Raw genomic sequence first — 21,791 nt, 5'->3', positions numbered from 1 at the left:
TGTCAGGGCAGGGCCTGCCGATCAGCGCAAACCGGCGATGTAATCCGCGACTGCCTTGATTTCCTTGTCCGACAAACGCGAGGCGACCGTATGCATCGGCGCATTGTTCTTGCGAACCTCGTCGCGGAACGCCACCAACTGGGCGGCGGTGTATTCCGCCCACTGGCCGGACAGTCGAGGGTACTGCGACGGCATGCCGGCGCCGGTCGGGCCGTGGCATGAGGCGCAGGCGGGAACGCCCTTTTCGGCCAGCCCGCCGCGGTAGATCTTCTGGCCCAGCGGCACGGTGTCCTTGTCGTGCGCGGCACCCGGTTTCATGGTTTGCGAGGCGAAATAGGCGGAGACATTGCGCATGTCCTGATCGGACAGTGCGGCGACCATGCCGGCCATGATGGCGTTATTACGCACCGGCGTTTTGCCGGGCTGGGCCTTGAATTCGGTGAGTTGCTTGTAGAGATATTCGGCGTGCTGACCGGCAAGCTTCGGATACGCGCCGCCGGCGCTGTTGCCGTCTGCTGCGTGGCAGGCGGCACAAACCTGACTGGCAATGGCCTGTCCCCGGTTCAGGTCGGGTTTGGCGGGCGCCTGCGCCTCGGCGGCTTGTCCAGCACCGCTCAGAAGAAAGCACGCCAGTGCCAACGGTGTTGCAGCGAGAGACTTCCACACTCCTCGGTTCATTCGCACACCTTATATCTGTTTTGTCGGGAAATCGGTCGTTCGAACTCACCGTCCGGCGCCGCGTTTCTCCTCCAACCTCACGGCGCGCGAGACGTTCGGACAAGCCTTGGCCAGGCCAAGGTTAACTTTCATATTGTACAATAAAGTCTTTCCCCGACTTTAGGGGATTTCCATGTAGAAGGCCGCAGAACGGGGCTTCCCGAGCCATCGCCGGGGGGCATCAGACCCACCGTCTTGCGTGCCCTGCGTCCGCGTTGCAGCCCGGTTCCCGTGGCTGCGGCGCTCCTCGGTCTCCGTCATGTCCCTACTTCATCAAGCCCGCTTCTTCACGACCGTCAATCATCTGCGCGACCTGCCGCCCACGGCCGTGCCCGAGGTCGCCTTCGCGGGCCGCTCGAACGCGGGCAAGTCCAGCGCGCTCAACATCCTGTGCAACCAGAAGCGGCTGGCCTTCTCGAGCAAGACGCCAGGCCGTACGCAGCACATCAACTACTTCGAGATCGCGCACCTTGAGCATCTGTACGGCTATCTCGTCGATTTGCCCGGCTATGGCTACGCCGAGGTCGGCGGTGGCGTGAAGGTGCACTGGCAGCAGCTCCTCGGGGACTATCTGGTGCAGCGACCGCAATTACGCGGTCTCGTCCTGCTGATGGACTCGCGCCGGCCGTTCACGGAACTCGATTGCAAGTTGATCGACTGGTTCAAGACGACCGGACGTCCCATCCATGTGTTACTGACCAAGGTGGACAAACTCACGCGCCAGGAAGCAACGGTCGTGCTTCGCGAAACGCGAACGCGTCTGGCCGCAATGCCTCGCACCGACGGATTGCCTTCCGACGATCCCGCCACGAAACCGCAATTCACGGCGCAACTGTTCTCATCGCTCAAGCGTACCGGTCTCGAGGAGGCACAACGCGTGCTCGAAGACTGGCTCGCCATACCGGCCCGCGACGACGCCAAGAAAGTGTGACCGTGACCTGATCCGTCGTGCCAACGAGGGATCGAGCGCGTCCTCGTTGCCCGTCTCCACCGCCGCCCAGACAACACCACACCGCACGTGCAACGCAGCGTTTGGTCAAGCCGCCAAGGTAGACGGCAGACAGGGCCTCCGCGGAGCGCGACAAATCGTCGCGGCAAGCCGCGTAGCGCTTCGTGAGGTCGATGGAAATTGGCGAGCCCAAGTGATGGCACAACAGCCCCTCAGCCGAACGGATGAGGCCTCTCGCATCAGCCGGAAAGCGCGGCCAACCGGGGCTTCGCGGTGACGATTCGCGCGCCCATAAAAAAACCGCCGTGTAGGCACGGCGGGTTTAAATGAGCCTTATCGTAGAACGACAGGCGCCCGCTCAGGGAGGAGAAGCGGGGGACGTCACACGCAGTGCGAACATCCGGTTGGTATGATATACCATGCGTTCGAAAGTTTCCCGGCAAGTGCCCTTTTTTGCGCACCTTCCCGCGGACTGGATCGCCGAGCCAGCGGCAATGACGCGCCGCTTTCGGGACGCCCACGCGACCGATTTCACCGGAATCTTCGACGCACCATTCTCCGTCCAAAGGACCCTTCGCATGAGTTCCTTCCCCCTGCTTCGCCCGCGCCGCATGCGACGCGATGACTTCTCGCGCCGTCTGATGCGAGAGAACCACCTGACGTGCGACGACCTCATTTATCCCGTGTTCATCCTTGAAGGCGAAAACCGCCGCGAGGCCGTCGCCTCGATGCCCGGCGTCGAACGCGTCTCGGTCGACGAACTGCTGCGCGTGGCCGACACCTGTGTCACGCTCGGCGTCCCGGTGATCTCGCTGTTCCCGAATATCGAGGCAACGCTCAAAACACCCGAAGGCATCGAAGCCGCCAACCCGGACGGTCTGGTCCCGCGCGCCGTGCGCGAGCTCAAGCGCCACTTCCCGGATCTGGGTGTATTGACGGACGTCGCCCTCGACCCGTACACGAGCCATGGTCAGGATGGCGTGCTCGACGAAAACGGTTACGTCATCAACGACGTGACGACCGGCATTCTCGTAAAGCAAGCCCTCACTCAGGCGGAAGCGGGCGTGGACATCGTCGCCCCCTCCGACATGATGGACGGGCGCATCGGCGCTATTCGCGAAGCGCTCGAAGACGCTGGCCACATCCACACGCGAATCATGGCCTATGCGGCCAAGTACGCATCGGCCTTTTACGGGCCGTTCCGCGACGCCGTCGGGTCGGCATCGAATCTGGGCAAGGGCAACAAGATGACGTACCAGATGGATCCCGCCAACTCCGACGAAGCGCTGCGTGAAGTCGCGCTCGACATCGAGGAAGGTGCGGACATGGTGATGGTCAAGCCCGGCATGCCGTACCTGGACATCGTACGCCGCGTGAAGGACGAGTTCCGCTTCCCCACGTACGCTTATCAGGTCAGCGGCGAGTACGCGATGCTCAAGGCCGCTGCGCAAAACGGTTGGCTCGATCACGACAAGGTCATGATGGAGTCGCTGCTCGCCTTCAAACGTGCTGGCGCCGATGGCATCCTGACGTACTTCGCGCTCGACGCAGCAAGGCTGATTCGCGCGCAAGCCTAAGCAGTGCTTGGCCGCACCACCGAATCCGTTCGCGACGACCCGCGCTCGGGTTCGGGCGGCAGCGCTCGGGTTCGGGCGGCAGCGCTCGGATTCCGGCCGCAGCGCTCAGGCGGCCGGGCCGAGGGCCTTGTCCAGACTGCGCAGGAACTGATCCGCCGACTGTGCGCCGATCACGCGCATCCCCGTCCTCTCGTTACCGCTGCCATCAAAGAAGATAATGCCTGGCGGGCCGAACAGTCCGAAGCGCTTGAGCAGCGCCTGATCATCAGCGTTGTTGGCCGTGACGTCCGCCTGCACGAGCACCACCTGATCGAGACGGGCTTTGACACGTGGATCCGTGAAAACGGAGCGCTCCATTTCCTTGCAGCTAATGCACCAGTCCGCATAGAAGTCGAACATCACCGGACGCCCCGCCGTCGCGATGACCTGATCGAGCTCTGCAACGCTGCGTACGCGCCGGAACTTGGCGCCCTCGTCCACGGGTGCGTTGGTGCGCCCCGAGGTGGCCACCGTTAACCCCGCGAGTGGCGCAAGCGGATCACGCGCCCCGGTTACCGCCCCCACCAACGCCGCGGCGCCAAGAAGGGCGACCACAACGCCTAACCCCTTGAGCACGCGCCGTGCAGCGCCGACACCATCGGGCAGTCGATCGAAAACGTGCATGAACGCGGCGGCCACCAACAGCAAGGCCCCCCATCCCAACAACAGAACGGGCGTGGTCAGCAATGGCCGCACAATCCACAGCGCAACACCGAGAAGCAGGAAGCCGAAGAAGCGTTTCACGCCGCCCATCCATGCCCCCGCACGCGGCAGCAATGCGCCACCGCCGCCCGCGAGGAGCACAAGCGGCAATCCCATCCCGAGCGACAATGCGAAGAGCGTTGCGCCACCGAAGACCGCATCTCCCGTCTTCGCGATAAAGGCGAGCGCGGCCGCCAGCGGGGCGGTCACACATGGGCTCACGATCAGTCCCGATAGTACGCCCATCATCGCCGCGCCGATCCATTGACCCGATGCCTGCTTGCGAGCGGCGTCATCGATTCGAGCGCGCAACGCCAACGGCAATTGAATCTCGTACATGCCGAACATCGACAACGACAGGACGATCATGAGCAGCGCGAACGAGACCAGCACCCACGGCGCCTGCAGGAACGCGATCAGACCTTGCCCCAGCAATCCAGCGGCCACACCAATGACGGTGTTCACCACGGACATGCCGAGCGCATAGGCAATAGCCAGACGCACGGCCTTGCCTCGACTGGCTCCCTGCCCTGCGACGATCGACAGGAGAATCGGGACCATCGGCAACACACACGGCGTGAACGCCAACCCGACACCCAGCGCGAAGAAGATCGCCAATGCCAGCACGAAGCTGCCGCCGGTGAGGATCCGCTCAGCCTCGCTATAGTCGTCTCGCGCGGACAACCAGCCGTTGGCCGTGTCAGCGTTGGGGACTGTCGATACGGATTTCGGCGACGTGATGATCTTCCCACCGCTCGACGCTTGCGCCATGCCGCCGAGCAAGGCCGGCGTTGTGGGAACCGACGTTGATTCGCCGGCTGAAGTCTCGCGATTCGCGCCGCCAATCGCGGCTGCGGAAATCTTCAACGGCTTGTCCATCGGGGGATAGCACAGCCCCTTCTCGGCGCAGCCCTGCATGGTGACGTTCAGCGTAAACGGGGCCCCCGCCCGACTCACCGGGATGCGAACGTCGATGGGCTCGTGATACACCTCCATGTCCTTGCCGAAAGTCTCGTCGCGTTTGACTTCACCCTTCGGGAACACCGGTACGCCAAGCGTGACGGCAGGATTGTCGGCGGCGAAAGCAAACCGTTCTCGATAGAGGTAGTAGCCCTTGGCCACTTCGAAATGCAGCAGCACCGCCCCGGGCTGCTCCGTCTTCGATACCTTGAAGGCGACATCCGGGTCGAGAAAATCGTCAGCGGCGTAGACCCGCTTGGCCCCGAGCAACAGAACTGCCGCCACCAGCAGTAATGCGACCGACCATCGCCACAAGACCCGATGTTGCATCGGGCCGTGCCCATTGCGACTGCCTTGCGGGATCCCCCGTCCCGCCATCGTCTTCACGTCAGACATGCAACGCCTCCCGCGTCTCATCCTCAACCCACCGCGCGTAGGCTGGCAGCGCTGCCGTGGCGGGCCACGCCACAATCTCAGGCACGTCGTAGGGATGATGTTCTTTAATGTATTGCTCCAGCGCGCTGTAACGCGCTGCGGTCGTTTTGATCATGAGCGGCACTTCAACGCTCGTCTCGCGCTTGCCTTGCCAGCGATAGCTCGAACGCACCGGTGCCATTTGCTGCACGCACGCCGCCAGCCGCTCGGCCAGCATGCCGTCGATGGCGGCGTTAGCGCTGGCCTCGTCGGGAAACGTCGTCGTGACGATAAGAAGGGCGTCCATGATGTGGCGTAGACCATTCGAGCGTGTGGATCGTTCACTGTACACCGACGCCGCGAAATGTGCCCGATCGGCCAGCGATTTCCAGACTGGCGAGCAGACGGGTTCGGACGACGCCAAAAAATGAAAAAAGCCAGGTCGTTGACCTGGCTTCTTTTTACGGCTCACGGCCTTGAAAAGACCGTTGCGCGTGTCGCTTACTCAGCCACTTCCGGCGCTTCCGTGTCGACTTCCGGGCGGTCCAGCAGTTCGACGAACGCCATCGGTGCGTTATCGCCCACGCGGAAACCCATCTTCAGGATGCGCAGGTAGCCGCCCGGACGGTTCGCAAAGCGCGGGCCCAGTTCGTTGAACAGCTTGGTGACCATGTCACGATCGCGCAGGCGGTTGAACGCCAGACGACGGTTGGCCAGCGAATCCTTCTTACCCAGCGTGATGAGGGGCTCGACGACCTTGCGCAGTTCCTTCGCCTTCGGCAGCGTGGTCTTGATCGCTTCGTGTTGGATCAACGAGTTCGACATATTGCGCAGCATTGCCAGACGGTGGCTGCTGGTACGGTTCAGCTTACGAAGACCATGACGGTGACGCATTTCAACTTTCCTTTAAACAGAGTTTTCGACCTAGCTCTTCTATCGGTGACAACCACCGCGGGCCGGTACCTTCGCTATCGGCCGTATCGGAACATCAAGGACATTCCGACGCGCCGCACTTACGTAGCGACACGGCCGCCCCAGGGCGGCCATGTCGTTACATCTTTACTTCTCGAGACCGGCCGGCGGCCAGTTTTCGAGCTTCATGCCCAGCGTGAGGCCACGCGAGGCAAGCACTTCCTTGATCTCGTTGAGCGATTTGCGACCCAGATTCGGGGTCTTGAGCAATTCGTTCTCGGTACGCTGGATCAGGTCGCCGATGTAGTAGATGTTTTCAGCCTTCAAGCAGTTGGCCGAACGCACCGTCAACTCGAGATCGTCCACCGGGCGCAGCAGGATCGGATCGATCTGCGGCGCACGCGACGGTGCTTCGCTGGCGGCTTCCGTGCCTTCCAGCGCAGCGAACACCGACAGTTGGTCGACGAGGATGCGAGCCGACAGACGGATCGCTTCTTCCGGCGACACCACACCGTTGGTTTCGATGTTCATCACGAGCTTGTCCAGGTCCGTACGCTGCTCCACGCGGGCCGATTCGACCGCGTAGCTCACGCGCTTGACCGGCGAGAACGACGCATCCAGAACGATGCGGCCAATCACCTTGGCCGATTCGTCGCCGTAACGGCGCACGTTACCCGGGACATAACCACGACCCTTTTCGATCTTGATCTGTACGTCGAGCTTGCCGCCCTTGGCCAGATGCGCGATCACGTGGTCGGGATTGATCAGTTCTACATCATGCGGCACTTCGATATCCGAAGCACGCACCACACCTTCACCATCCTTGCGCAGCGTAACGGTGACTTCGTCACGGTTATGCAGCTTGAACACCACACCCTTCAGGTTCAACAGAAAGTTAACGACATCTTCCTGTACACCGTCGATGGTGGAATATTCGTGCACAACGCCGGCGATCGTCACTTCGGTCGGGGCATAACCGACCATCGACGACAACAGCACGCGGCGAAGCGCGTTACCCAAGGTGTGGCCATAGCCACGTTCGAACGGCTCCATCACGACTTTGGCGTGATGCTCACCGACCGGCTCAACCGCAATGATCTTGGGCTTCAACAAACTGGTTTGCATAGGTTTCCTTTTCAATACCCTCGGCTCGTTACACCGATAAGGCTGATGCGTGACAACCTGCACGGAACGCAAAAACGCGCCGTGAGGCGCGTCAGCATACGGATATTAACGCGAATACAATTCAACGATCAGGCTTTCGTTGATGTCGCCTGCGATATCGCTACGTTCCGGCAGTGCCTTGAAAGTGCCTTCCATCTTCTTGGCGTCAACCGAAACCCAGATCGGGAAACCGACTTGCTCCGCCAGCGACAGTGCCTCTTGAATACGCACTTGCTTCTTGGCAGCGTCGCGCACAGTGATCACGTCGCCGGCCTTGACCTTGATCGACGGGATGTTGGAAACAACACCATTCAGCGAGATCGCCTTGTGGCCGACCAGCTGGCGCGCTTCAGCACGCGTCGAGCCAAAGCCCATGCGGTACACGACGTTGTCGAGGCGCGACTCGAGCAGTTGCAGCAGGTTTTCACCCGTGTTGCCCTTGACGCGATCGGCTTCCGCGAAATAGCGACGGAACTGGCGCTCAAGCACGCCGTAGATACGCTTGACCTTCTGCTTTTCGCGCAGTTGGTTGCCGTAATCCGACGTACGAGCACCCGAGGTGCGACCATGCTGACCCGGCTTGCTATCCAGCTTGCACTTGTCGGCGAGCGAGCGGCGTGCGCTCTTCAGGAAGAGGTCAGTACCTTCACGGCGGGAGAGTTTGGCCTTCGGGCCGATATAACGTGCCACGGTTGTTCCTTTATCTCAAAATCTGACGCAGCGAACCTTGTCCACTACGCAAGTCCGGTACCTGTGTACCGGACGGTGGTCTTAGAAATTGCTACGCGCACGGCCGAGACCGTGCGCGAACCCGCGATTATAGCAGGATTTGCTTCTACGTCTTAGATGCGACGACGCTTCGGCGGGCGGCAGCCGTTGTGCGGGACCGGCGTCACGTCCGAGATGGCCGTGATCTTGATACCCAGCGCGTTCAGCGCACGAACCGCGGATTCGCGACCCGGGCCCGGGCCCTTGATGCGAACTTCCAGGTTCTTCACACCGTATTCCAGTGCCACGCGGCCAGCCGACTCGGCAGCAACCTGGGCAGCGAACGGGGTCGACTTGCGCGAACCCTTGAAGCCCTGGCCACCCGAGGTCGCCCATGCCAGTGCGTTGCCCTGACGATCGGTGATCGTGATGATGGTGTTGTTGAACGAAGCGTGGACGTGCACGACGCCTTCGGCAACGCTCTTCTTGACCTTCTTGCGAACGCGCTGCGAAGCGGCGTTGTTCTGTTGCTTAGCCATGAGTTCCTATCCTCTGGTTACTTCTTCAGCGAGACGCCGGCCTTACGCGGGCCCTTGCGGGTACGCGCATTGGTACGGGTACGCTGACCGCGAAGCGGCAAGCCCTTGCGGTGACGCATACCACGATAGCAGCCCAGGTCCATCAGGCGCTTGATGTTCATGGTCACTTCACGGCGCAGGTCGCCCTCGACCGTCAGTTGACCGACTTGATCACGCAGCTTTTCGAGATCAGCGTCGTCGAGGTCTTTGACCTTCTTCGAGAACGGCACACCGGCGGCGTCGCAAATCTGGCGAGCGCGCGTGCGGCCGACACCGTAAATGGCCGTCAAGCCGATTGCGGTGTGCTGGTGGTTCGGGATGTTAACCCCTGCGATACGAGCCATTCGTAATTCCCCAACTAAATAGCGTTAAAGGCCGATTAGCCCTGACGTTGCTTGTGGCGCGGATCCGAACTGCAGATCACGCGCAGCACGCCTTTGCGCTTCACAAACTTGCAATTGCGGCAGATGCACTTAACAGATGCCAAAACTTTCATGACAATTCCCTCTCTCTAATCACTTCGCCCGGAAGACGATCCGCGCACGCGACAGATCGTAGGGCGTCAACTCTACCGTCACCTTATCTCCAGGCAAGATTCGGATGTAGTGCATCCGCATCTTGCCGGAAATATGTCCGAGTACTACATGGCCATTTTCCAGCTTTACCCGGAAGGTGGCATTGGGGAGGTTTTCAACGACCTCGCCCTGCATTTGAATAACGTCGTCTTTCGACATGACCCAAGGTCAGCGAAGCGTCATGTTATTGCCGCCCTTGAAATTCGCCTTTTTGAGCAGCGACTCATACTGTTGCGACATCACATACGACTGCACTTGAGCCATGAAATCCATCGTCACCACCACGATAATCAGCAGTGAGGTTCCACCGAAGTAGAACGGGACGTTCCAACGCAACACCAGAAACTCAGGCAGCAAACACACCAGCGTGACGTAAGCCGCACCGGCCAGTGTCAGGCGCGTCAGGATCTTGTCGATGTACCGCGCCGTCTGATCGCCCGGACGGATGCCCGGTACAAACGCGCCGCTCTTCTTCAGGTTGTCCGCGGTCTCTTTGCTGTTGAACACCAATGCGGTGTAGAAGAAGCAAAAGAACACGATCGCCAAAGCGTAGAGCATCACGTAGATCGGCTGACCCGGCGACAACTTCGCCGCGAAATCCTTGAGCCAGCGCGTGCTTTCGCCTGCGCCGAACCAATTCGCGATCGTTGCCGGGAACAGGATGATTGACGATGCGAAGATCGGCGGAATCACGCCTGCCATGTTCAGCTTGAGCGGCAGGTGCGAAGCCTGGCCGCCGTACACCTTGTTGCCTACCTGACGTTTGGCGTAGTTCACGAGGATCTTGCGCTGACCTCGTTCGACAAACACGACGAAGAACGTCACGAGTACCACGAGGGCGCAGATCACGATGGCCGAGAACGGACCAATCGAACCCGTGCTGACAAGCTCGAACAAACCGCCCACAGCGTTCGGCAGACCGGCCGCGATACCACCAAAGATGATGATCGAGATACCGTTACCCAGGCCGCGTTCGGTGATCTGCTCACCAAGCCACATCAGGAACATCGTGCCGGTCACGAGCGTGATCACCGTCGTCAGGCGGAACAGCATGCCCGGATCGACGACGAGCCCCGGCTCGCTCTCCAACGTCACTGCGATCGCTGCGGCCTGGAAGAGCGCGAGTAGCACCGTGAAATACCGGGTGTACTGCGTGATCTTGCGCTGTCCGGACTGACCTTCCTTGCGCAAGGCTTCCAACTGCGGCGAAACCATCGCCAACAGCTGCATGATGATCGACGCCGAAATGTACGGCATGATCCCCAGCGCGAAGATCGTGAAACGCGACAACGCGCCACCCGAGAACATGTTGAACATGCCCAGGATCCCGCCCGACTGGCGCTGGAACAACTGCGCCAGCTGATCGGGGTCGATGCCCGGCACCGGGATATGCGCACCAATACGGTAGACGATCAACGCCAGCAGCAGGAAAACCAGCCGCCGGCGCAGATCCGCATACTTCGGGCCCTGCGTACCAGGCTTAGCGAGATTAGGAGACTTGGCCAATGCTGGCTCCGGGGTGACCTAACTTACTCTGCAACCGAACCGCCAGCCGCTTGAATTGCCGTGAGCGCACCTTTGGTGACGCCCAGACCCTTCACAACGACCTTGCGGGTGATCTCGCCCGAGGCGATGACCTTGGCCGACAGCGACAGCTCGCTCACCAGACCGGCCTGCTTCAGAACCAACAGATCGATCTCGTCGACCGGCAGGTTGTTCAGGTCCGACAGGCGAACTTCGCCCACGAAACGACGCGTCAGCGACTTGAAACCACGCTTCGGCAGGCGACGTTGCAGCGGCATTTGACCGCCTTCGAAGCCAACCTTGTGGAAGCCGCCCGAACGCGACTTTTGACCCTTGTGACCACGGCCGGCGGTTTTACCCAGACCCGAACCGATGCCACGGCCAACGCGGCGTTTGGCGTGCTTGGCGCCTTCTGCCGGCTTAATCGAATTCAATTCCATTTTGCCCTCGCTCAGTCGACGATCGCCACAAGGTACGAGACCTTGTTGATCATGCCCCGCACAGCGGGCGTATCCTGCAACTCGCTGACCGAATTGATTCGACGCAGGCCCAGGCCCCGCACGGTCGCGCGATGTTCTTCACGCGTACCGATCAGGCTCTTGACCAGCTTAACTTTCACAGTTTGCTGCGACATATTGATCACCCTTAGCCGAGGATCTCTTCCACCGACTTGCCACGCTTGGCGGCGATGTCAGCAGGAGTCGATTGTTTCTTCAGGCCGTCGAGCGTGGCGCGGACCAGGTTGTACGGGTTCGTCGAGCCAAGGCTCTTCGTTACCACGTTGGTCACGCCCATCACCTCGAACACCGCGCGCATCGGGCCACCGGCGATAACACCGGTACCGTCCTTCGCCGGCGACATCAGGACGCGCGAGGCGCCATGCTGGCCGAGAACGTTGTGTTGCAGGGTGCCGTTCTTCAGGGGCACCTTGAACATATTGCGGCGGGCTTGTTCCATTGCCTTTTGAACGGCAACCGGCACTTCCTTCGCCTTGCCCTTGCCCATGCCGATGCGGCCATCGCCGTCACCAACCACGGTCAACGCGGCAAAACCGAGAATACGGCCACCCTTCACAACCTTCGTGACACGGTTGACCGCGATCATCTTCTCGCGAAGGCCGTCGTCGCGTTCGTCAGCCTGAACTTTCGCTTGCATCTTTGCCATGACGGATCCTTACTTAGAACTTGAGGCCGGCTTCACGGGCAGCGTCGGCCAGAGCCTTGACGCGACCGTGATAGCGGAAGCCCGAGCGGTCGAAAGCCACGCTTTCGATGCCGGCAGCCTTCGCCTTCTCGGCGATACGACGGCCGATCAGCGCAGCGGCCGCAGCGTTGCCACCCTTGCCTTCCTTGTCGCCCAGTTCCTTGCGCACTTCGGCTTCCAGCGTCGAAGCGCTGGCCAGCACTTGCGTGCCGTCTTCCGAAAAAACTTGCGCGTAGATGTGCACGTTGGTGCGATGCACGGAAAGGCGATGCACCTTTTGAGCTGCCAGCTTGATACGAGTCTGGCGAGCACGGCGCACACGAGATTGTTTCTTGTCCATGTTTCGCACCCTTACTTCTTCTTGGTTTCCTTGAGGATCACCACCTCGTCCGCATAGCGGACGCCCTTGCCCTTGTAGGGTTCGGGCGGACGGTAACCGCGAACTTCCGCAGCCACTTGTCCGATGCGTTGCTTATCAACGCCTTTGATGATGATCTCCGTCTGCGTCGGGGTCTCGGCCTTCACGCCTTCCGGCATGGCATGCACGACATCGTGCGAGAAACCCAGCTCGAGCTTCAGGTTTGCACCTTCAGCCTTGGCGCGGTAACCCACGCCAACGAGTTGCAGTTTCTTTTCGAAACCCTTGCTCACACCGGTCACCATATTGTTGACCAGTGCACGTTCGGTGCCATACAACGCATTCGCTTCGCGGCTTTCGTCGGCCGGGGCGAAGGTGATGGTGCCGTCTTCGATCTTGACGTTCACGAGGGCATTCACACCGCGGGTCAGCGAACCCAGGGCACCCTTGATCGTCAGCACATTGCCTGCCAGCGTTGCTTCTACGCCCTTCGGCAATGCAATGGGACTCTTACCTACTCGAGACATTTCAACGCTCCTCGGTTAGGCGACGTAGCAGATGACTTCGCCGCCCACGCCGGTGGCGCGTGCCTTGCGATCAGTCATCACGCCCTTCGGGGTCGAGACGATTGCAACGCCGAGGCCATTCATGACCTGCGGGATGTCGTTGCGGCTCTTGTACACACGAAGACCGGGGCGGGACACGCGCTCGAGGCGCTCGATCACCGGACGGCCAGCGTAGTACTTCAGTGCGATGTTCAACACTGCCTTCGTTTCTTCTGCTTCAACCGCGAAGTCTTCGATGTAGCCTTCGTCCTTCAGGACTTTGGCGATCGAGACCTTCAGCTTGGAAGAGGGCATCTTCACCGATGCTTTCTCAACCATCTGAGCGTTGCGGATGCGAGTCAGCATATCGGCGATAGGATCGCTCATGCTCATGGTGCTTCTCCTATTACCAGCTTGCTTTGGTCACGCCCGGGATTTCGCCACGGAAGGCGATTTCACGGATCTTGTTACGGGCCAGGCCGAATTTGCGGAAGGTACCGCGCGGACGGCCAGTCAGGTCGCAACGATTGCGTTGACGCGTCGGATTGGCGTTACGCGGCAGCTGTTGCAGCGCCAGACGTGCTTCATAACGCTCGTCTTCCGACTTGCTGGTGTCTTCGATGGTCGCTTTGAGGGCGGCGCGCTTGGCAGAAAACTTCTGCGCCAGACGGGCGCGTTTCTTTTCGCGTTCGATAAGTGCCAGTTTAGCCACGATTACCTCAGTTACGGAACGGGAATTTGAACGCCGACAGAAGAGCCTTGGCTTCTTCGTCAGTCTTCGCGGTCGTGGTGATGCTGATGTTCAGACCACGCAGCGCGTCGATTTTGTCGTACTCGATTTCGGGGAAGATGATCTGTTCCTTCACACCGATGTTGTAGTTGCCACGACCATCGAACGCACGACCCGAAATACCACGGAAGTCACGCACGCGCGGCAGAGCCACGGTGATGAAACGATCCAGGAATTCGAACATACGCTCGCCGCGCAGCGTCACCATCGTACCGATCGGGTAACCTTCGCGGATCTTGAAACCGGCAATTGCCTTGCGAGCCTTCGTCACCACCGGCTTTTGGCCGGCGATTTTCGTCAGGTCGCCAACGGCGTGCTCAATGATCTTCTTGTCAGCAACGGCTTGACCAAGGCCCATGTTCAGGGTGATCTTGGTGATGCGCGGCACTTCCATGACAGACTTGTAACCGAACTGCTTTGTCAGCTCGGCGACAACCTTGTCTTTATAGAATTCTTGCAAACGGGCCATTATCTATACTCCCTGCGACTTAGGCACCGACGACCGTACCGGTCGTCTTGAGGAAGCGGACCTTCTTGCCGTCTTCGACCTTGATGCCCACGCGCGACGGCTTGCCATTGGCATCCACCAGCGCCACGTTCGACACGTGGATCGGCATCGTCTTGTCGACCACGCCACCTTGCGTACCCTTCATCGGGTTCGGCTTGACGTGCTTTTTGGCAACGTTCACGCCCTCGACGACCAACTTGTCGCCATCAATGGCCAGGACCGTGCCACGCTTGGCCTTGTCCTTACCCGTCAGCACGATGACCTGGTCACCCTTGCGAATCTTGTTCATGTGTCGGCTCCTTACAGCACTTCCGGGGCCAGCGACACGATCTTCATGAAGCGTTCGGTACGCAGTTCACGCGTAACCGGCCCGAAGATACGGGTGCCGATCGGCTCAAGCTTGGTGTTAAGCAGCACGGCGGCGTTGCCGTCGAATTTGACCAGCGAGCCGTCCTGGCGACGCACGCCCTTGGCGGTGCGCACGACCACTGCGTTATAGATTTCGCCCTTCTTGACACGACCACGCGGGGCAGCATCCTTCACGCTGACCTTGATGATGTCGCCAATGCCGGCGTAGCGACGCTTGGAGCCGCCCAGCACCTTGATGCACATCACTTCGCGCGCACCGGTGTTGTCGGCTACTTCGAGCCGGGTTTCAGTTTGAATCATGGTGTTATCTTCCCAACTTAATCCGACACATACGCATCGGTCAGTCTTGGTCCCCGTCAGCACCAAAGGGTGCCGTTTGGGTTGAGTCGTTCAAAAGTGGACAACTTTGCTACCTCGACCAGACTCGTAGAGGATACGAATCGGCTTCGGAAGCCATCCACTCCCTTGCGAAACCAAAGACCGGTTTTAGCGAAAGAAGCGGAAAGTCCGGAATTATACATCGATAATTCCGGACTTGCAAGTCAAGCCTTCGCTTCAGCGCGCTTTAGATGATGCGAGCGGCTTCCACGAGACGGGAGACCGTCCAGGCCTTGGTCTTCGACAGCGGGCGGGATTCTTGAATCTCGACCGTATCGCCTTCCTTGTACTGGTTGGTCTCATCGTGCGCGTGGTACTTCTTCGAGCGCACGATGTACTTGCCGTAGAGCGGGTGCTTCATTTGACGCTCGACCAGCACGGTAACCGTCTTGTCCATCTTGTCGCTGACAACCTTACCCACGAGGGTACGCTTCAGCGCGGTCTTAGCGGTATCGTTCATTTCTGGCTCGCCTTCTCAGTCAACACGGTACGCACACGCGCGATGTCCTTGCGCACCTTCTTCAGCTGGCTGGTGTTGCTCAGCTGTTGGGTGCCCGCTTGCATGCGAAGACCGAATTGGGCCTTCAGCAGATCCGACAGTTCCTTGTTCAGGCCGTCGAGATCCTTGGCACGAAGTTCGGATGCTTTCATTTCAAATTCTCCCCTCAGGCGCCAAGGCGACGTACGAAGAACGTCGTCTGAATCGGCAGCTTGGCAGCAGCCAGGCGGAACGCCTCGCGCGCCAACGCTTCATCCACACCGTCCATTTCGTACAGCATCTTGCCCGGTTGAATCTCGGCGACGTAGTACTCCGGGTTACCCTTACCGTTACCCATACGCACTTCTGCCGGCTTTTGCGAGATCGGCTTGTCCGGGAAGATACGGATCCAGATACGACCACCGCGCTTGATGTGGCGAGTCATGGCACGACGCGCGGCTTCGATTTGACGAGCCGTCAGACGCCCACGACCGACCGCCTTCAGACCGAATTCGCCGAACGACACTTCGTTACCACGCGTGGCAACGCCAGTGTTACGGCCCTTCTGCTCTTTGCGATACTTTCTGCGTTTCGGTTGCAGCATGATTATTCTCCAGTCTTGGCGTCGCCTTCAGGCTTGCCAGCCGGGCGTCGTGCACCACCGCGCTTCGCGCCGGCCTTATCGCCAGCATCGTCACGACGGGGGCGACGGTCGCCGCCCGGACGCGCGTTGCGGCGCGGACGCTTGTCTTCGGCCGGCTCTTCAGCCACCGGAGCGTCGTTGCGGCCCAGCGTGTCACCCTTGTACACCCACACCTTGATACCGATGATGCCGTACGTCGTCTTCGCTTCCGAAGTTGCGTAGTCGATGTCGGCACGCAGCGTGTGCAGGGGCACACGGCCTTCGCGATACCACTCGGTACGGGCGATTTCGATACCGTTCAAACGGCCCGCGCTCATGATCTTGATGCCTTGGGCACCCAGACGCATCGCGTTCTGCATCGCACGCTTCATGGCGCGACGGAACATGATACGGCGCTCGAGCTGCTGAGCGATCGAATCGGCGATGAGCTGCGCATCGGTTTCCGGCTTGCGGATTTCCTCGATGTTCACGTGCACGGGCACGCCCATGCGCTTTTGCAGCTCGGCCTTGAGGATTTCGATGTCCTCGCCCTTCTTGCCGATCACAACACCCGGACGCGAGCTGAAAATCGTAATGCGAGCATTACGTGCCGGGCGCTCGATGATGACGCGGCCGACCGAAGCGTTCTTCAGCTTCTTCTTCAGGTATTCGCGAACGCCGATGTCTTCCTTCAACATCTGAGCGAAGTTCTGGTTGTTGGCGTACCAACGCGAAGCCCAGTTACGACTGACCGCCAGACGGAAGCCAGTCGGATGAATTTTCTGTCCCATCGTGACCCCTTAGTTGCCCAGCGTCACAGTGATGTGACAGGTTTGCTTCTCGATGCGGTTACCACGGCCCTTAGCGCGCGCGGTGAAACGCTTGAGCGAGGTCGCCTTGTCGACGAAAATGCCCTTGACGCGCAGTTCGTCGATGTCAGCACCTTCATTGTGCTCGGCGTTGGCGATAGCCGACTCGAGCACCTTCTTGATGATGACCGCGGCCTTCTTCGGCGAGAAGGTCAGGACATTGAGTGCACGCTCCAGCGGCAGTCCACGGATCTGGTCAGCGACCAGACGCGTTTTTTGCGCTGAGATACGAGCATCGCGATGAATTGCTTTTACTTCCATGGTCGGCCCCTTATTTCTTCGCCTTCTTGTCGGCCGCATGGCCCTTGAAGGTACGGGTGAGAGCGAACTCACCCAGCTTGTGGCCGACCATGTTTTCCGTCACGTACACCGGCACGTGTTGACGGCCGTTATGCACAGCGATCGTCAGGCCGATGAAATCGGGCAGGACGGTCGAACGACGCGACCAGGTCTTGATCGGCTTTTTGTCACGCGATGCAGCCGCCGCTTCCACTTTTTTCAGCAGGTGAGCGTCGCAAAACGGACCTTTTTTAACAGAACGAGTCATTTGCTAGCTCCAATTAACGCTTCTTGCGACGCTGAACGATCATGCTGTCGGTGCGCTTGGTCGAGCGGGTACGCTTACCCTTGGTATGCTGACCCCACGGGCTGACCGGATGACGACCAGCCGCCGTACGACCTTCACCACCACCGTGCGGGTGATCCACCGGGTTCATCGCCACACCGCGAACGGTCGGGCGAATACCACGCCAACGCTTTGCACCGGCCTTGCCCAATTGGCGCAGGCTATGCTCTTCGTTACCGACTTCACCGATGGTCGCGCGGCACTCGATGTGCACGCGACGCACTTCACCCGAACGCAGACGCACTTGAGCGTACGTGCCTTCGCGAGCCAGCAGCATGGCCGACGTGCCGGCGGCACGGGCGATTTGCGCACCCTTGCCCGGCAGAAGTTCGATGCCGTGAATCGTCGTACCGACCGGGATGTTACGGATCGGCAGGGTGTTACCCGATTTGATCGGGGCTTCCGAGCCGCTCACCACTTGCTGGCCGACGGTCATGCCCTTCGGTGCAAGGATGTAACGACGCTCGCCGTCGGCGTAGCACAGCAGAGCAATGTTCGCGCTGCGGTTCGGATCGTATTCCAGACGCTCAACCTTCGCCGTGATGCCGTCCTTGTTGCGACGGAAATCGACGATACGGTAGTGTTGCTTGTGACCGCCACCCATATGACGGGTGGTGATGTGACCGTTGTTGTTACGGCCAGCGGTCTTGCTCTTGGTATCGAGCAGCGGGGCGAACGGCTTGCCCTTGTGCAGATCCTTGTTGACGACCTTGACCAGCGAACGGCGGCCCGGCGACGTCGGTTTCGTTTTGACGAGTGCCATGATTACTTGGCCTCCGCTTCAAAATTGATTTCCTGACCCGGCTTCAGGCTCACGTAGGCCTTCTTTTCATGGTCGCGACGACCCATGAAGCGGCCAAAGCGCTTTTGCTTGCCCTTGCGGTTCAGAATCTGCACCGACTCGACTTCCACCTTGAAGAGAAGCTCAACCGCAGCCTTCACTTCTTGCTTGTTCGCGTCGCGTGCAACTTGGAACACCACTTGTTCGTTCTTGTCAGCCACCAGCGTCGCCTTTTCGGAGATCACCGGCGAGAGCAGGACCTGGTACAGACGATGGTCATTTTTACGCACGTCGCTCATGACAGCATCTCCTCAATCTTGGCGATCGCGCCCTTCGTCACCAGCACCGTCTTGAAGTAGATGAGCGACAGCGGGTCGGCGAAACGCGGCTCGGTGACGGCAACGTGAGCCAGATTGCGCGAGGCCAGGAACAGGTTCTCGTCCACGCTATCCGTGATCAGCAGCACCGACTCAAGACCCATGGCCTTGATCTTTTCAGCGAGCAGTTTGGTCTTCGGCGCATCCAGCTTGATGTCCTCGACCACCGACAGACGACCTTCACGGGCGAGCTGCGACAGAATCGAGCACACACCGGCGCGGTACATCTTCTTGTTGACCTTGTGGGTGAAGTTCTCTTCCGGCGAATTCGGGAAGATACGGCCACCGCCGCGCCACAACGGGCTCGACGACATACCGGCACGAGCGCGGCCCGTACCCTTCTGACGCCACGGCTTCTTGGTCGTGTGCTTGACCTGTTCACGGTCTTTCTGCGCACGATTGCCGCTGCGGGCGTTGGCTTGGTAAGCCACCACAACCTGATGGATCAGCGCTTCGTTGTAGTCACGGCCGAACACGACGTCCGACGCGTTGACCGCAGCGCCTTCCTGACCTTGCTCATTCAGGAGCTTCAGTTCCATTGTTACGCTCCCTTCGCGAGTTTGGCCTTGACTGCCGTGGTCACGAAAACCTTGCCTTCGTTGGCGCCCGGAACGGCACCCTTCACGAAGATCAGGCCACGTTCAGCGTCAATGCGCGCGATTTCGAGATTCTGCACCGTCGTGGTGACGTCGCCCAGATGACCCGTCATGCGCTTACCCGGGAACACACGGCCCGGATCCTGCGCCATACCGATCGAACCCGGCACGTTGTGCGAACGCGAGTTACCGTGCGAAGCGCGGCCCGAAGCGAAGTTGTAGCGCTTGATGGTACCGGCGTAGCCCTTACCGATCGACACGCCTTGCACGTCGACCTTCTGGCCCACTTGGAAGAGATCGACGCCAACGGCTGCGCCCGGCTGCAGTTCAGCAGCTTTGGCAGCTTCGACGCGGAATTCCTTGAGGATTTCACCGGCTTCGACACCCGCTTTCGCGTAGTGGCCGGCGGCGGCTTTGGTCACGCGCGTGGCGCGACGGTTACCGAAAGTGACTTGAACGGCAGTGTAGCCGTCCGTTTCATCCGTCTTGATTTGCGTCACACGGTTGTTAGACACGTCGAGCACGGTGACGGGAATCGAATCACCGTCGTCCGTGAAAATACGCGTCATGCCAACCTTGCGACCGACAAGGCCAAGGCTCATGATTTTCTCCATTCCCGACTGCGATTGGCCGGGGCTAAATGATAAAAGGATGGTCCACGGATGTGGGCCATCTTTTAAAAACTACACTTGAGCCCGACATTATAGACGAGCCTTTATCGCTTGACAAGTGTTGGTAAATCGCATAATAAAAGCCCCGCCGAGTCAGTATTGGCGGGGCTTTCCAGCGCAAACGCGCTTGCAAGCCTTACTGCAGCTTGATCTCGACGTCCACGCCAGCCGGCAGGTCCAGCTTCATCAGTGCGTCAACGGTCTTGTCCGTCGGATCGACGATGTCCATCAGGCGCTGGTGCGTGCGGATTTCGAGCTGGTCGCGCGAGGTCTTGTTGACGTGCGGCGAACGCAGAATGTCGAAACGCTCGATGCGCGTCGGCAGGGGCACCGGGCCCTTGACGATCGCGCCGGTGCGCTTGGCGGTTTCAACGATTTCGGCGGCCGACTGGTCGATCAGGCGGTAATCGAAAGCCTTCAGGCGGATGCGGATTTTTTGGTTCGGCATGTCAATTCTCCAAAGAGCATGGCAGCCCTCGTTCGGGTGCCGGGTAAATCACAAAGAGCAAGCACAGCTTCGGTGACGGGAGCGTCAACGCCCCCGTCATCCGTCAATCCGTCATTAGTCTTCGATCTTCGCAACCACGCCGGCGCCGACCGTACGGCCACCTTCGCGGATTGCAAAACGCAGACCTTCTTCCATGGCGATCGGCTGGATCAGGTCAACCTTGATCGACACGTTATCGCCCGGCATGACCATTTCCTTGCCTTCCGGCAGGGAGATCGAGCCCGTCACGTCCGTCGTACGGAAGTAGAACTGCGGACGATAGTTGTTGAAGAACGGGGTGTGACGACCACCTTCGTCCTTCGACAGGATGTAGACCTCGCCCGAGAACTTGCGGTGCGGCTTGATCGAACCCGGCTTGGCCAGAACCTGACCACGCTGGACGTCTTCACGCTTCGTGCCGCGCAGCAGGATACCGACGTTGTCGCCTGCCTGACCTTGGTCGAGCAGCTTGCGGAACATTTCCACGCCCGTGCAGGTCGTCTTGTCGATCTTCGGCTTGTCGCCGTCCATGGCGATACCGACGATTTCGATTTCTTCGCCGACCTTGATGATGCCGCGCTCGATACGACCGGTCACCACAGTGCCGCGACCCGAGATCGAGAACACGTCTTCCACCGGCATCAGGAACGTGCCGTCCACGGCGCGTTCAGGCGTCGGGATGTACGTGTCAAGGGCTTCAGCCAACTTCATGATGGCTTCTTCGCCCAGGGGACCCTTGTCGCCTTCCAGCGCCAGCTTGGCCGAACCGTGAATGATCGGCACATCGTCGCCCGGGAAGTCGTACTTCGACAGGAGTTCGCGAACTTCCATTTCGACCAGCTCGAGCAGCTCGGCGTCGTCGACCATGTCGCACTTGTTCAGGAACACGATGATGTACGGCACGCCAACCTGACGGGCCAGCAGGATGTGCTCGCGCGTTTGCGGCATCGGGCCGTCGGCAGCCGAGCAAACCAGAATGGCGCCGTCCATCTGGGCAGCACCGGTAATCATGTTCTTGACGTAGTCGGCGTGGCCCGGGCAGTCAACGTGTGCGTAGTGGCGGTTCGCCGTTTCGTACTCGATGTGCGCGGTGTTGATGGTAATACCGCGTGCCTTTTCTTCCGGTGCCGCGTCGATGTCAGCGTAGTTCTTGGCTTCGCCGCCGAACTTCGACGACAGAACCGTTGCAATAGCGGCCGTCAGGGTCGTCTTGCCGTGGTCGACGTGACCGATGGTGCCAACGTTGACGTGCGGCTTGGTCCGCTGAAACTTTTCCTTTGCCATTTCCGAATCCTCAGATACTGAATAGACGATT

At 59.9% G+C, this 21,791-nt stretch carries 35 protein-coding genes; 2 read left to right on the top strand and 33 right to left on the bottom strand.

Annotated elements, in window-relative coordinates:
• Positions 1-21 precede the first annotated feature (21 nt).
• The gene (locus PCE31107_RS17525; protein ID WP_130027424.1) at positions 22-678 is read right to left on the bottom strand and encodes a c-type cytochrome; all 657 of its coding nucleotides are present in this window, start codon (positions 676-678) and stop codon (positions 22-24) included.
• A 298-nt stretch (positions 679-976) separates the two neighbouring features.
• Here PCE31107_RS17525 and yihA point away from each other — a divergent pair, with 298 nt between their 5' ends.
• Both yihA and hemB read left to right on the top strand, forming a co-directional pair.
• Positions 977-1,648 carry a ribosome biogenesis GTP-binding protein YihA/YsxC gene (gene yihA, locus PCE31107_RS17520; RefSeq protein ID WP_150610039.1) on the top strand — a complete coding sequence of 224 codons (672 nt, stop codon included), beginning with the start codon at positions 977-979 and terminating at the stop codon, positions 1,646-1,648.
• 596 nt (positions 1,649-2,244) lie between these two features.
• Positions 2,245-3,243, top strand: a complete 999-nt coding sequence (gene hemB / locus PCE31107_RS17515) for a porphobilinogen synthase (protein WP_150610038.1) — start codon at positions 2,245-2,247, stop codon at positions 3,241-3,243.
• A 105-nt stretch (positions 3,244-3,348) separates the two neighbouring features.
• On the opposite strand, the gene dsbD is transcribed toward hemB, so the two are convergent.
• The 32 genes from dsbD to tuf form a co-directional block, all read right to left on the bottom strand.
• Positions 3,349-5,340 carry a protein-disulfide reductase DsbD gene (gene dsbD / locus PCE31107_RS17510; protein WP_246181871.1) on the bottom strand — a complete coding sequence of 664 codons (1,992 nt, stop codon included), beginning with the start codon at positions 5,338-5,340 and terminating at the stop codon, positions 3,349-3,351.
• Complete coding sequence (gene cutA, locus PCE31107_RS17505) at positions 5,333-5,665, bottom strand: divalent-cation tolerance protein CutA (RefSeq protein WP_150610037.1); 333 nt, start codon at positions 5,663-5,665, stop codon at positions 5,333-5,335. The genes dsbD and cutA overlap by 8 nt, the downstream gene beginning before the upstream one ends.
• A gap of 194 nt (positions 5,666-5,859) precedes the next feature.
• Positions 5,860-6,252 (bottom strand): 50S ribosomal protein L17, encoded by a 393-nt coding sequence (gene rplQ / locus PCE31107_RS17500; protein ID WP_017235783.1) that lies wholly within the window; start codon positions 6,250-6,252, stop codon positions 5,860-5,862.
• A gap of 165 nt (positions 6,253-6,417) precedes the next feature.
• Positions 6,418-7,395: a DNA-directed RNA polymerase subunit alpha gene (locus PCE31107_RS17495; protein ID WP_017235784.1), complete on the bottom strand. Its 978-nt coding sequence runs from the start codon at positions 7,393-7,395 to the stop codon at positions 6,418-6,420.
• Between the two features lie 105 nt (positions 7,396-7,500).
• Positions 7,501-8,124 carry a 30S ribosomal protein S4 gene (gene rpsD, locus PCE31107_RS17490; RefSeq protein WP_017235785.1) on the bottom strand — a complete coding sequence of 208 codons (624 nt, stop codon included), beginning with the start codon at positions 8,122-8,124 and terminating at the stop codon, positions 7,501-7,503.
• A 152-nt stretch (positions 8,125-8,276) separates the two neighbouring features.
• Positions 8,277-8,681, bottom strand: a complete 405-nt coding sequence (gene rpsK, locus PCE31107_RS17485) for a 30S ribosomal protein S11 (protein WP_010804113.1) — start codon at positions 8,679-8,681, stop codon at positions 8,277-8,279.
• A gap of 17 nt (positions 8,682-8,698) precedes the next feature.
• Positions 8,699-9,064 carry a 30S ribosomal protein S13 gene (gene rpsM / locus PCE31107_RS17480; RefSeq protein ID WP_017235786.1) on the bottom strand — a complete coding sequence of 122 codons (366 nt, stop codon included), beginning with the start codon at positions 9,062-9,064 and terminating at the stop codon, positions 8,699-8,701.
• A 35-nt stretch (positions 9,065-9,099) separates the two neighbouring features.
• Positions 9,100-9,216 carry a 50S ribosomal protein L36 gene (gene rpmJ, locus PCE31107_RS17475; protein WP_010804115.1) on the bottom strand — a complete coding sequence of 39 codons (117 nt, stop codon included), beginning with the start codon at positions 9,214-9,216 and terminating at the stop codon, positions 9,100-9,102.
• 19 nt (positions 9,217-9,235) lie between these two features.
• Positions 9,236-9,454, bottom strand: a complete 219-nt coding sequence (gene infA, locus PCE31107_RS17470; RefSeq protein ID WP_007869286.1) for a translation initiation factor IF-1 — start codon at positions 9,452-9,454, stop codon at positions 9,236-9,238.
• Between the two features lie 9 nt (positions 9,455-9,463).
• A complete protein-coding gene (secY, locus tag PCE31107_RS17465) occupies positions 9,464-10,801 on the bottom strand; it encodes a preprotein translocase subunit SecY (RefSeq protein WP_017235787.1) in 1,338 nt (445 codons plus the stop codon).
• A 23-nt stretch (positions 10,802-10,824) separates the two neighbouring features.
• Positions 10,825-11,259, bottom strand: a complete 435-nt coding sequence (gene rplO / locus PCE31107_RS17460; protein ID WP_017235788.1) for a 50S ribosomal protein L15 — start codon at positions 11,257-11,259, stop codon at positions 10,825-10,827.
• A gap of 11 nt (positions 11,260-11,270) precedes the next feature.
• A complete protein-coding gene (rpmD, locus tag PCE31107_RS17455) occupies positions 11,271-11,453 on the bottom strand; it encodes a 50S ribosomal protein L30 (RefSeq protein ID WP_017235789.1) in 183 nt (60 codons plus the stop codon).
• 11 nt (positions 11,454-11,464) lie between these two features.
• Complete coding sequence (rpsE, locus tag PCE31107_RS17450; protein WP_010804120.1) at positions 11,465-11,983, bottom strand: 30S ribosomal protein S5; 519 nt, start codon at positions 11,981-11,983, stop codon at positions 11,465-11,467.
• A 13-nt stretch (positions 11,984-11,996) separates the two neighbouring features.
• Positions 11,997-12,362, bottom strand: coding sequence for a 50S ribosomal protein L18 (rplR, locus tag PCE31107_RS17445; protein WP_010804121.1), 366 nt, complete (start codon positions 12,360-12,362; stop codon positions 11,997-11,999).
• A gap of 11 nt (positions 12,363-12,373) precedes the next feature.
• Positions 12,374-12,907: a 50S ribosomal protein L6 gene (gene rplF / locus PCE31107_RS17440; protein WP_026132332.1), complete on the bottom strand. Its 534-nt coding sequence runs from the start codon at positions 12,905-12,907 to the stop codon at positions 12,374-12,376.
• A gap of 15 nt (positions 12,908-12,922) precedes the next feature.
• Positions 12,923-13,318 (bottom strand): 30S ribosomal protein S8, encoded by a 396-nt coding sequence (rpsH, locus tag PCE31107_RS17435; protein WP_017235791.1) that lies wholly within the window; start codon positions 13,316-13,318, stop codon positions 12,923-12,925.
• A 13-nt stretch (positions 13,319-13,331) separates the two neighbouring features.
• Positions 13,332-13,637: a 30S ribosomal protein S14 gene (rpsN, locus tag PCE31107_RS17430; RefSeq protein WP_017235792.1), complete on the bottom strand. Its 306-nt coding sequence runs from the start codon at positions 13,635-13,637 to the stop codon at positions 13,332-13,334.
• A gap of 7 nt (positions 13,638-13,644) precedes the next feature.
• Entirely contained in the window at positions 13,645-14,184 is a 540-nt protein-coding gene (gene rplE / locus PCE31107_RS17425; RefSeq protein WP_010804125.1) for a 50S ribosomal protein L5, read from the bottom strand.
• 19 nt (positions 14,185-14,203) lie between these two features.
• Positions 14,204-14,512: a 50S ribosomal protein L24 gene (gene rplX, locus PCE31107_RS17420; RefSeq protein ID WP_017235793.1), complete on the bottom strand. Its 309-nt coding sequence runs from the start codon at positions 14,510-14,512 to the stop codon at positions 14,204-14,206.
• An 11-nt stretch (positions 14,513-14,523) separates the two neighbouring features.
• A complete protein-coding gene (gene rplN, locus PCE31107_RS17415; RefSeq protein ID WP_010804127.1) occupies positions 14,524-14,892 on the bottom strand; it encodes a 50S ribosomal protein L14 in 369 nt (122 codons plus the stop codon).
• Positions 14,893-15,157: 265 nt separating this feature from the next.
• Positions 15,158-15,430: a 30S ribosomal protein S17 gene (gene rpsQ, locus PCE31107_RS17410; protein ID WP_017235794.1), complete on the bottom strand. Its 273-nt coding sequence runs from the start codon at positions 15,428-15,430 to the stop codon at positions 15,158-15,160.
• Complete coding sequence (gene rpmC, locus PCE31107_RS17405; protein WP_017235795.1) at positions 15,427-15,621, bottom strand: 50S ribosomal protein L29; 195 nt, start codon at positions 15,619-15,621, stop codon at positions 15,427-15,429. The genes rpsQ and rpmC overlap by 4 nt, the downstream gene beginning before the upstream one ends.
• A 14-nt stretch (positions 15,622-15,635) precedes the next feature.
• Positions 15,636-16,052 carry a 50S ribosomal protein L16 gene (rplP, locus tag PCE31107_RS17400; protein ID WP_010804130.1) on the bottom strand — a complete coding sequence of 139 codons (417 nt, stop codon included), beginning with the start codon at positions 16,050-16,052 and terminating at the stop codon, positions 15,636-15,638.
• Positions 16,053-16,054: 2 nt separating this feature from the next.
• Positions 16,055-16,861, bottom strand: coding sequence for a 30S ribosomal protein S3 (gene rpsC, locus PCE31107_RS17395; protein ID WP_017235796.1), 807 nt, complete (start codon positions 16,859-16,861; stop codon positions 16,055-16,057).
• 9 nt (positions 16,862-16,870) lie between these two features.
• Positions 16,871-17,200, bottom strand: coding sequence for a 50S ribosomal protein L22 (rplV, locus tag PCE31107_RS17390; RefSeq protein WP_017235797.1), 330 nt, complete (start codon positions 17,198-17,200; stop codon positions 16,871-16,873).
• Between the two features lie 10 nt (positions 17,201-17,210).
• Entirely contained in the window at positions 17,211-17,486 is a 276-nt protein-coding gene (rpsS, locus tag PCE31107_RS17385; protein ID WP_010804133.1) for a 30S ribosomal protein S19, read from the bottom strand.
• A gap of 13 nt (positions 17,487-17,499) precedes the next feature.
• Positions 17,500-18,327, bottom strand: coding sequence for a 50S ribosomal protein L2 (gene rplB, locus PCE31107_RS17380; protein WP_017235799.1), 828 nt, complete (start codon positions 18,325-18,327; stop codon positions 17,500-17,502).
• A gap of 2 nt (positions 18,328-18,329) precedes the next feature.
• A complete protein-coding gene (rplW, locus tag PCE31107_RS17375; protein WP_017235800.1) occupies positions 18,330-18,644 on the bottom strand; it encodes a 50S ribosomal protein L23 in 315 nt (104 codons plus the stop codon).
• Positions 18,641-19,261, bottom strand: a complete 621-nt coding sequence (rplD, locus tag PCE31107_RS17370) for a 50S ribosomal protein L4 (protein WP_017235801.1) — start codon at positions 19,259-19,261, stop codon at positions 18,641-18,643. Before rplD ends, rplW begins: the two co-directional genes overlap by 4 nt.
• 2 nt (positions 19,262-19,263) lie before the next feature.
• Positions 19,264-19,920, bottom strand: a complete 657-nt coding sequence (gene rplC / locus PCE31107_RS17365) for a 50S ribosomal protein L3 (RefSeq protein ID WP_026132333.1) — start codon at positions 19,918-19,920, stop codon at positions 19,264-19,266.
• A gap of 205 nt (positions 19,921-20,125) precedes the next feature.
• Entirely contained in the window at positions 20,126-20,437 is a 312-nt protein-coding gene (gene rpsJ / locus PCE31107_RS17360) for a 30S ribosomal protein S10 (protein ID WP_017235803.1), read from the bottom strand.
• Between the two features lie 114 nt (positions 20,438-20,551).
• A complete protein-coding gene (gene tuf / locus PCE31107_RS17355) occupies positions 20,552-21,760 on the bottom strand; it encodes an elongation factor Tu (RefSeq protein WP_130027428.1) in 1,209 nt (402 codons plus the stop codon).
• Positions 21,761-21,791: the final 31 nt, after the last annotated feature.

Origin of the sequence: Pandoraea cepalis (assembly GCF_902459625.1) — a bacterium.
GTDB classification, from domain to species: domain Bacteria; phylum Pseudomonadota; class Gammaproteobacteria; order Burkholderiales; family Burkholderiaceae; genus Pandoraea; species Pandoraea cepalis.
Note: the sequence above shows the minus strand (reverse complement) of the source record. Positions and strands in the feature narration are given on the sequence as shown.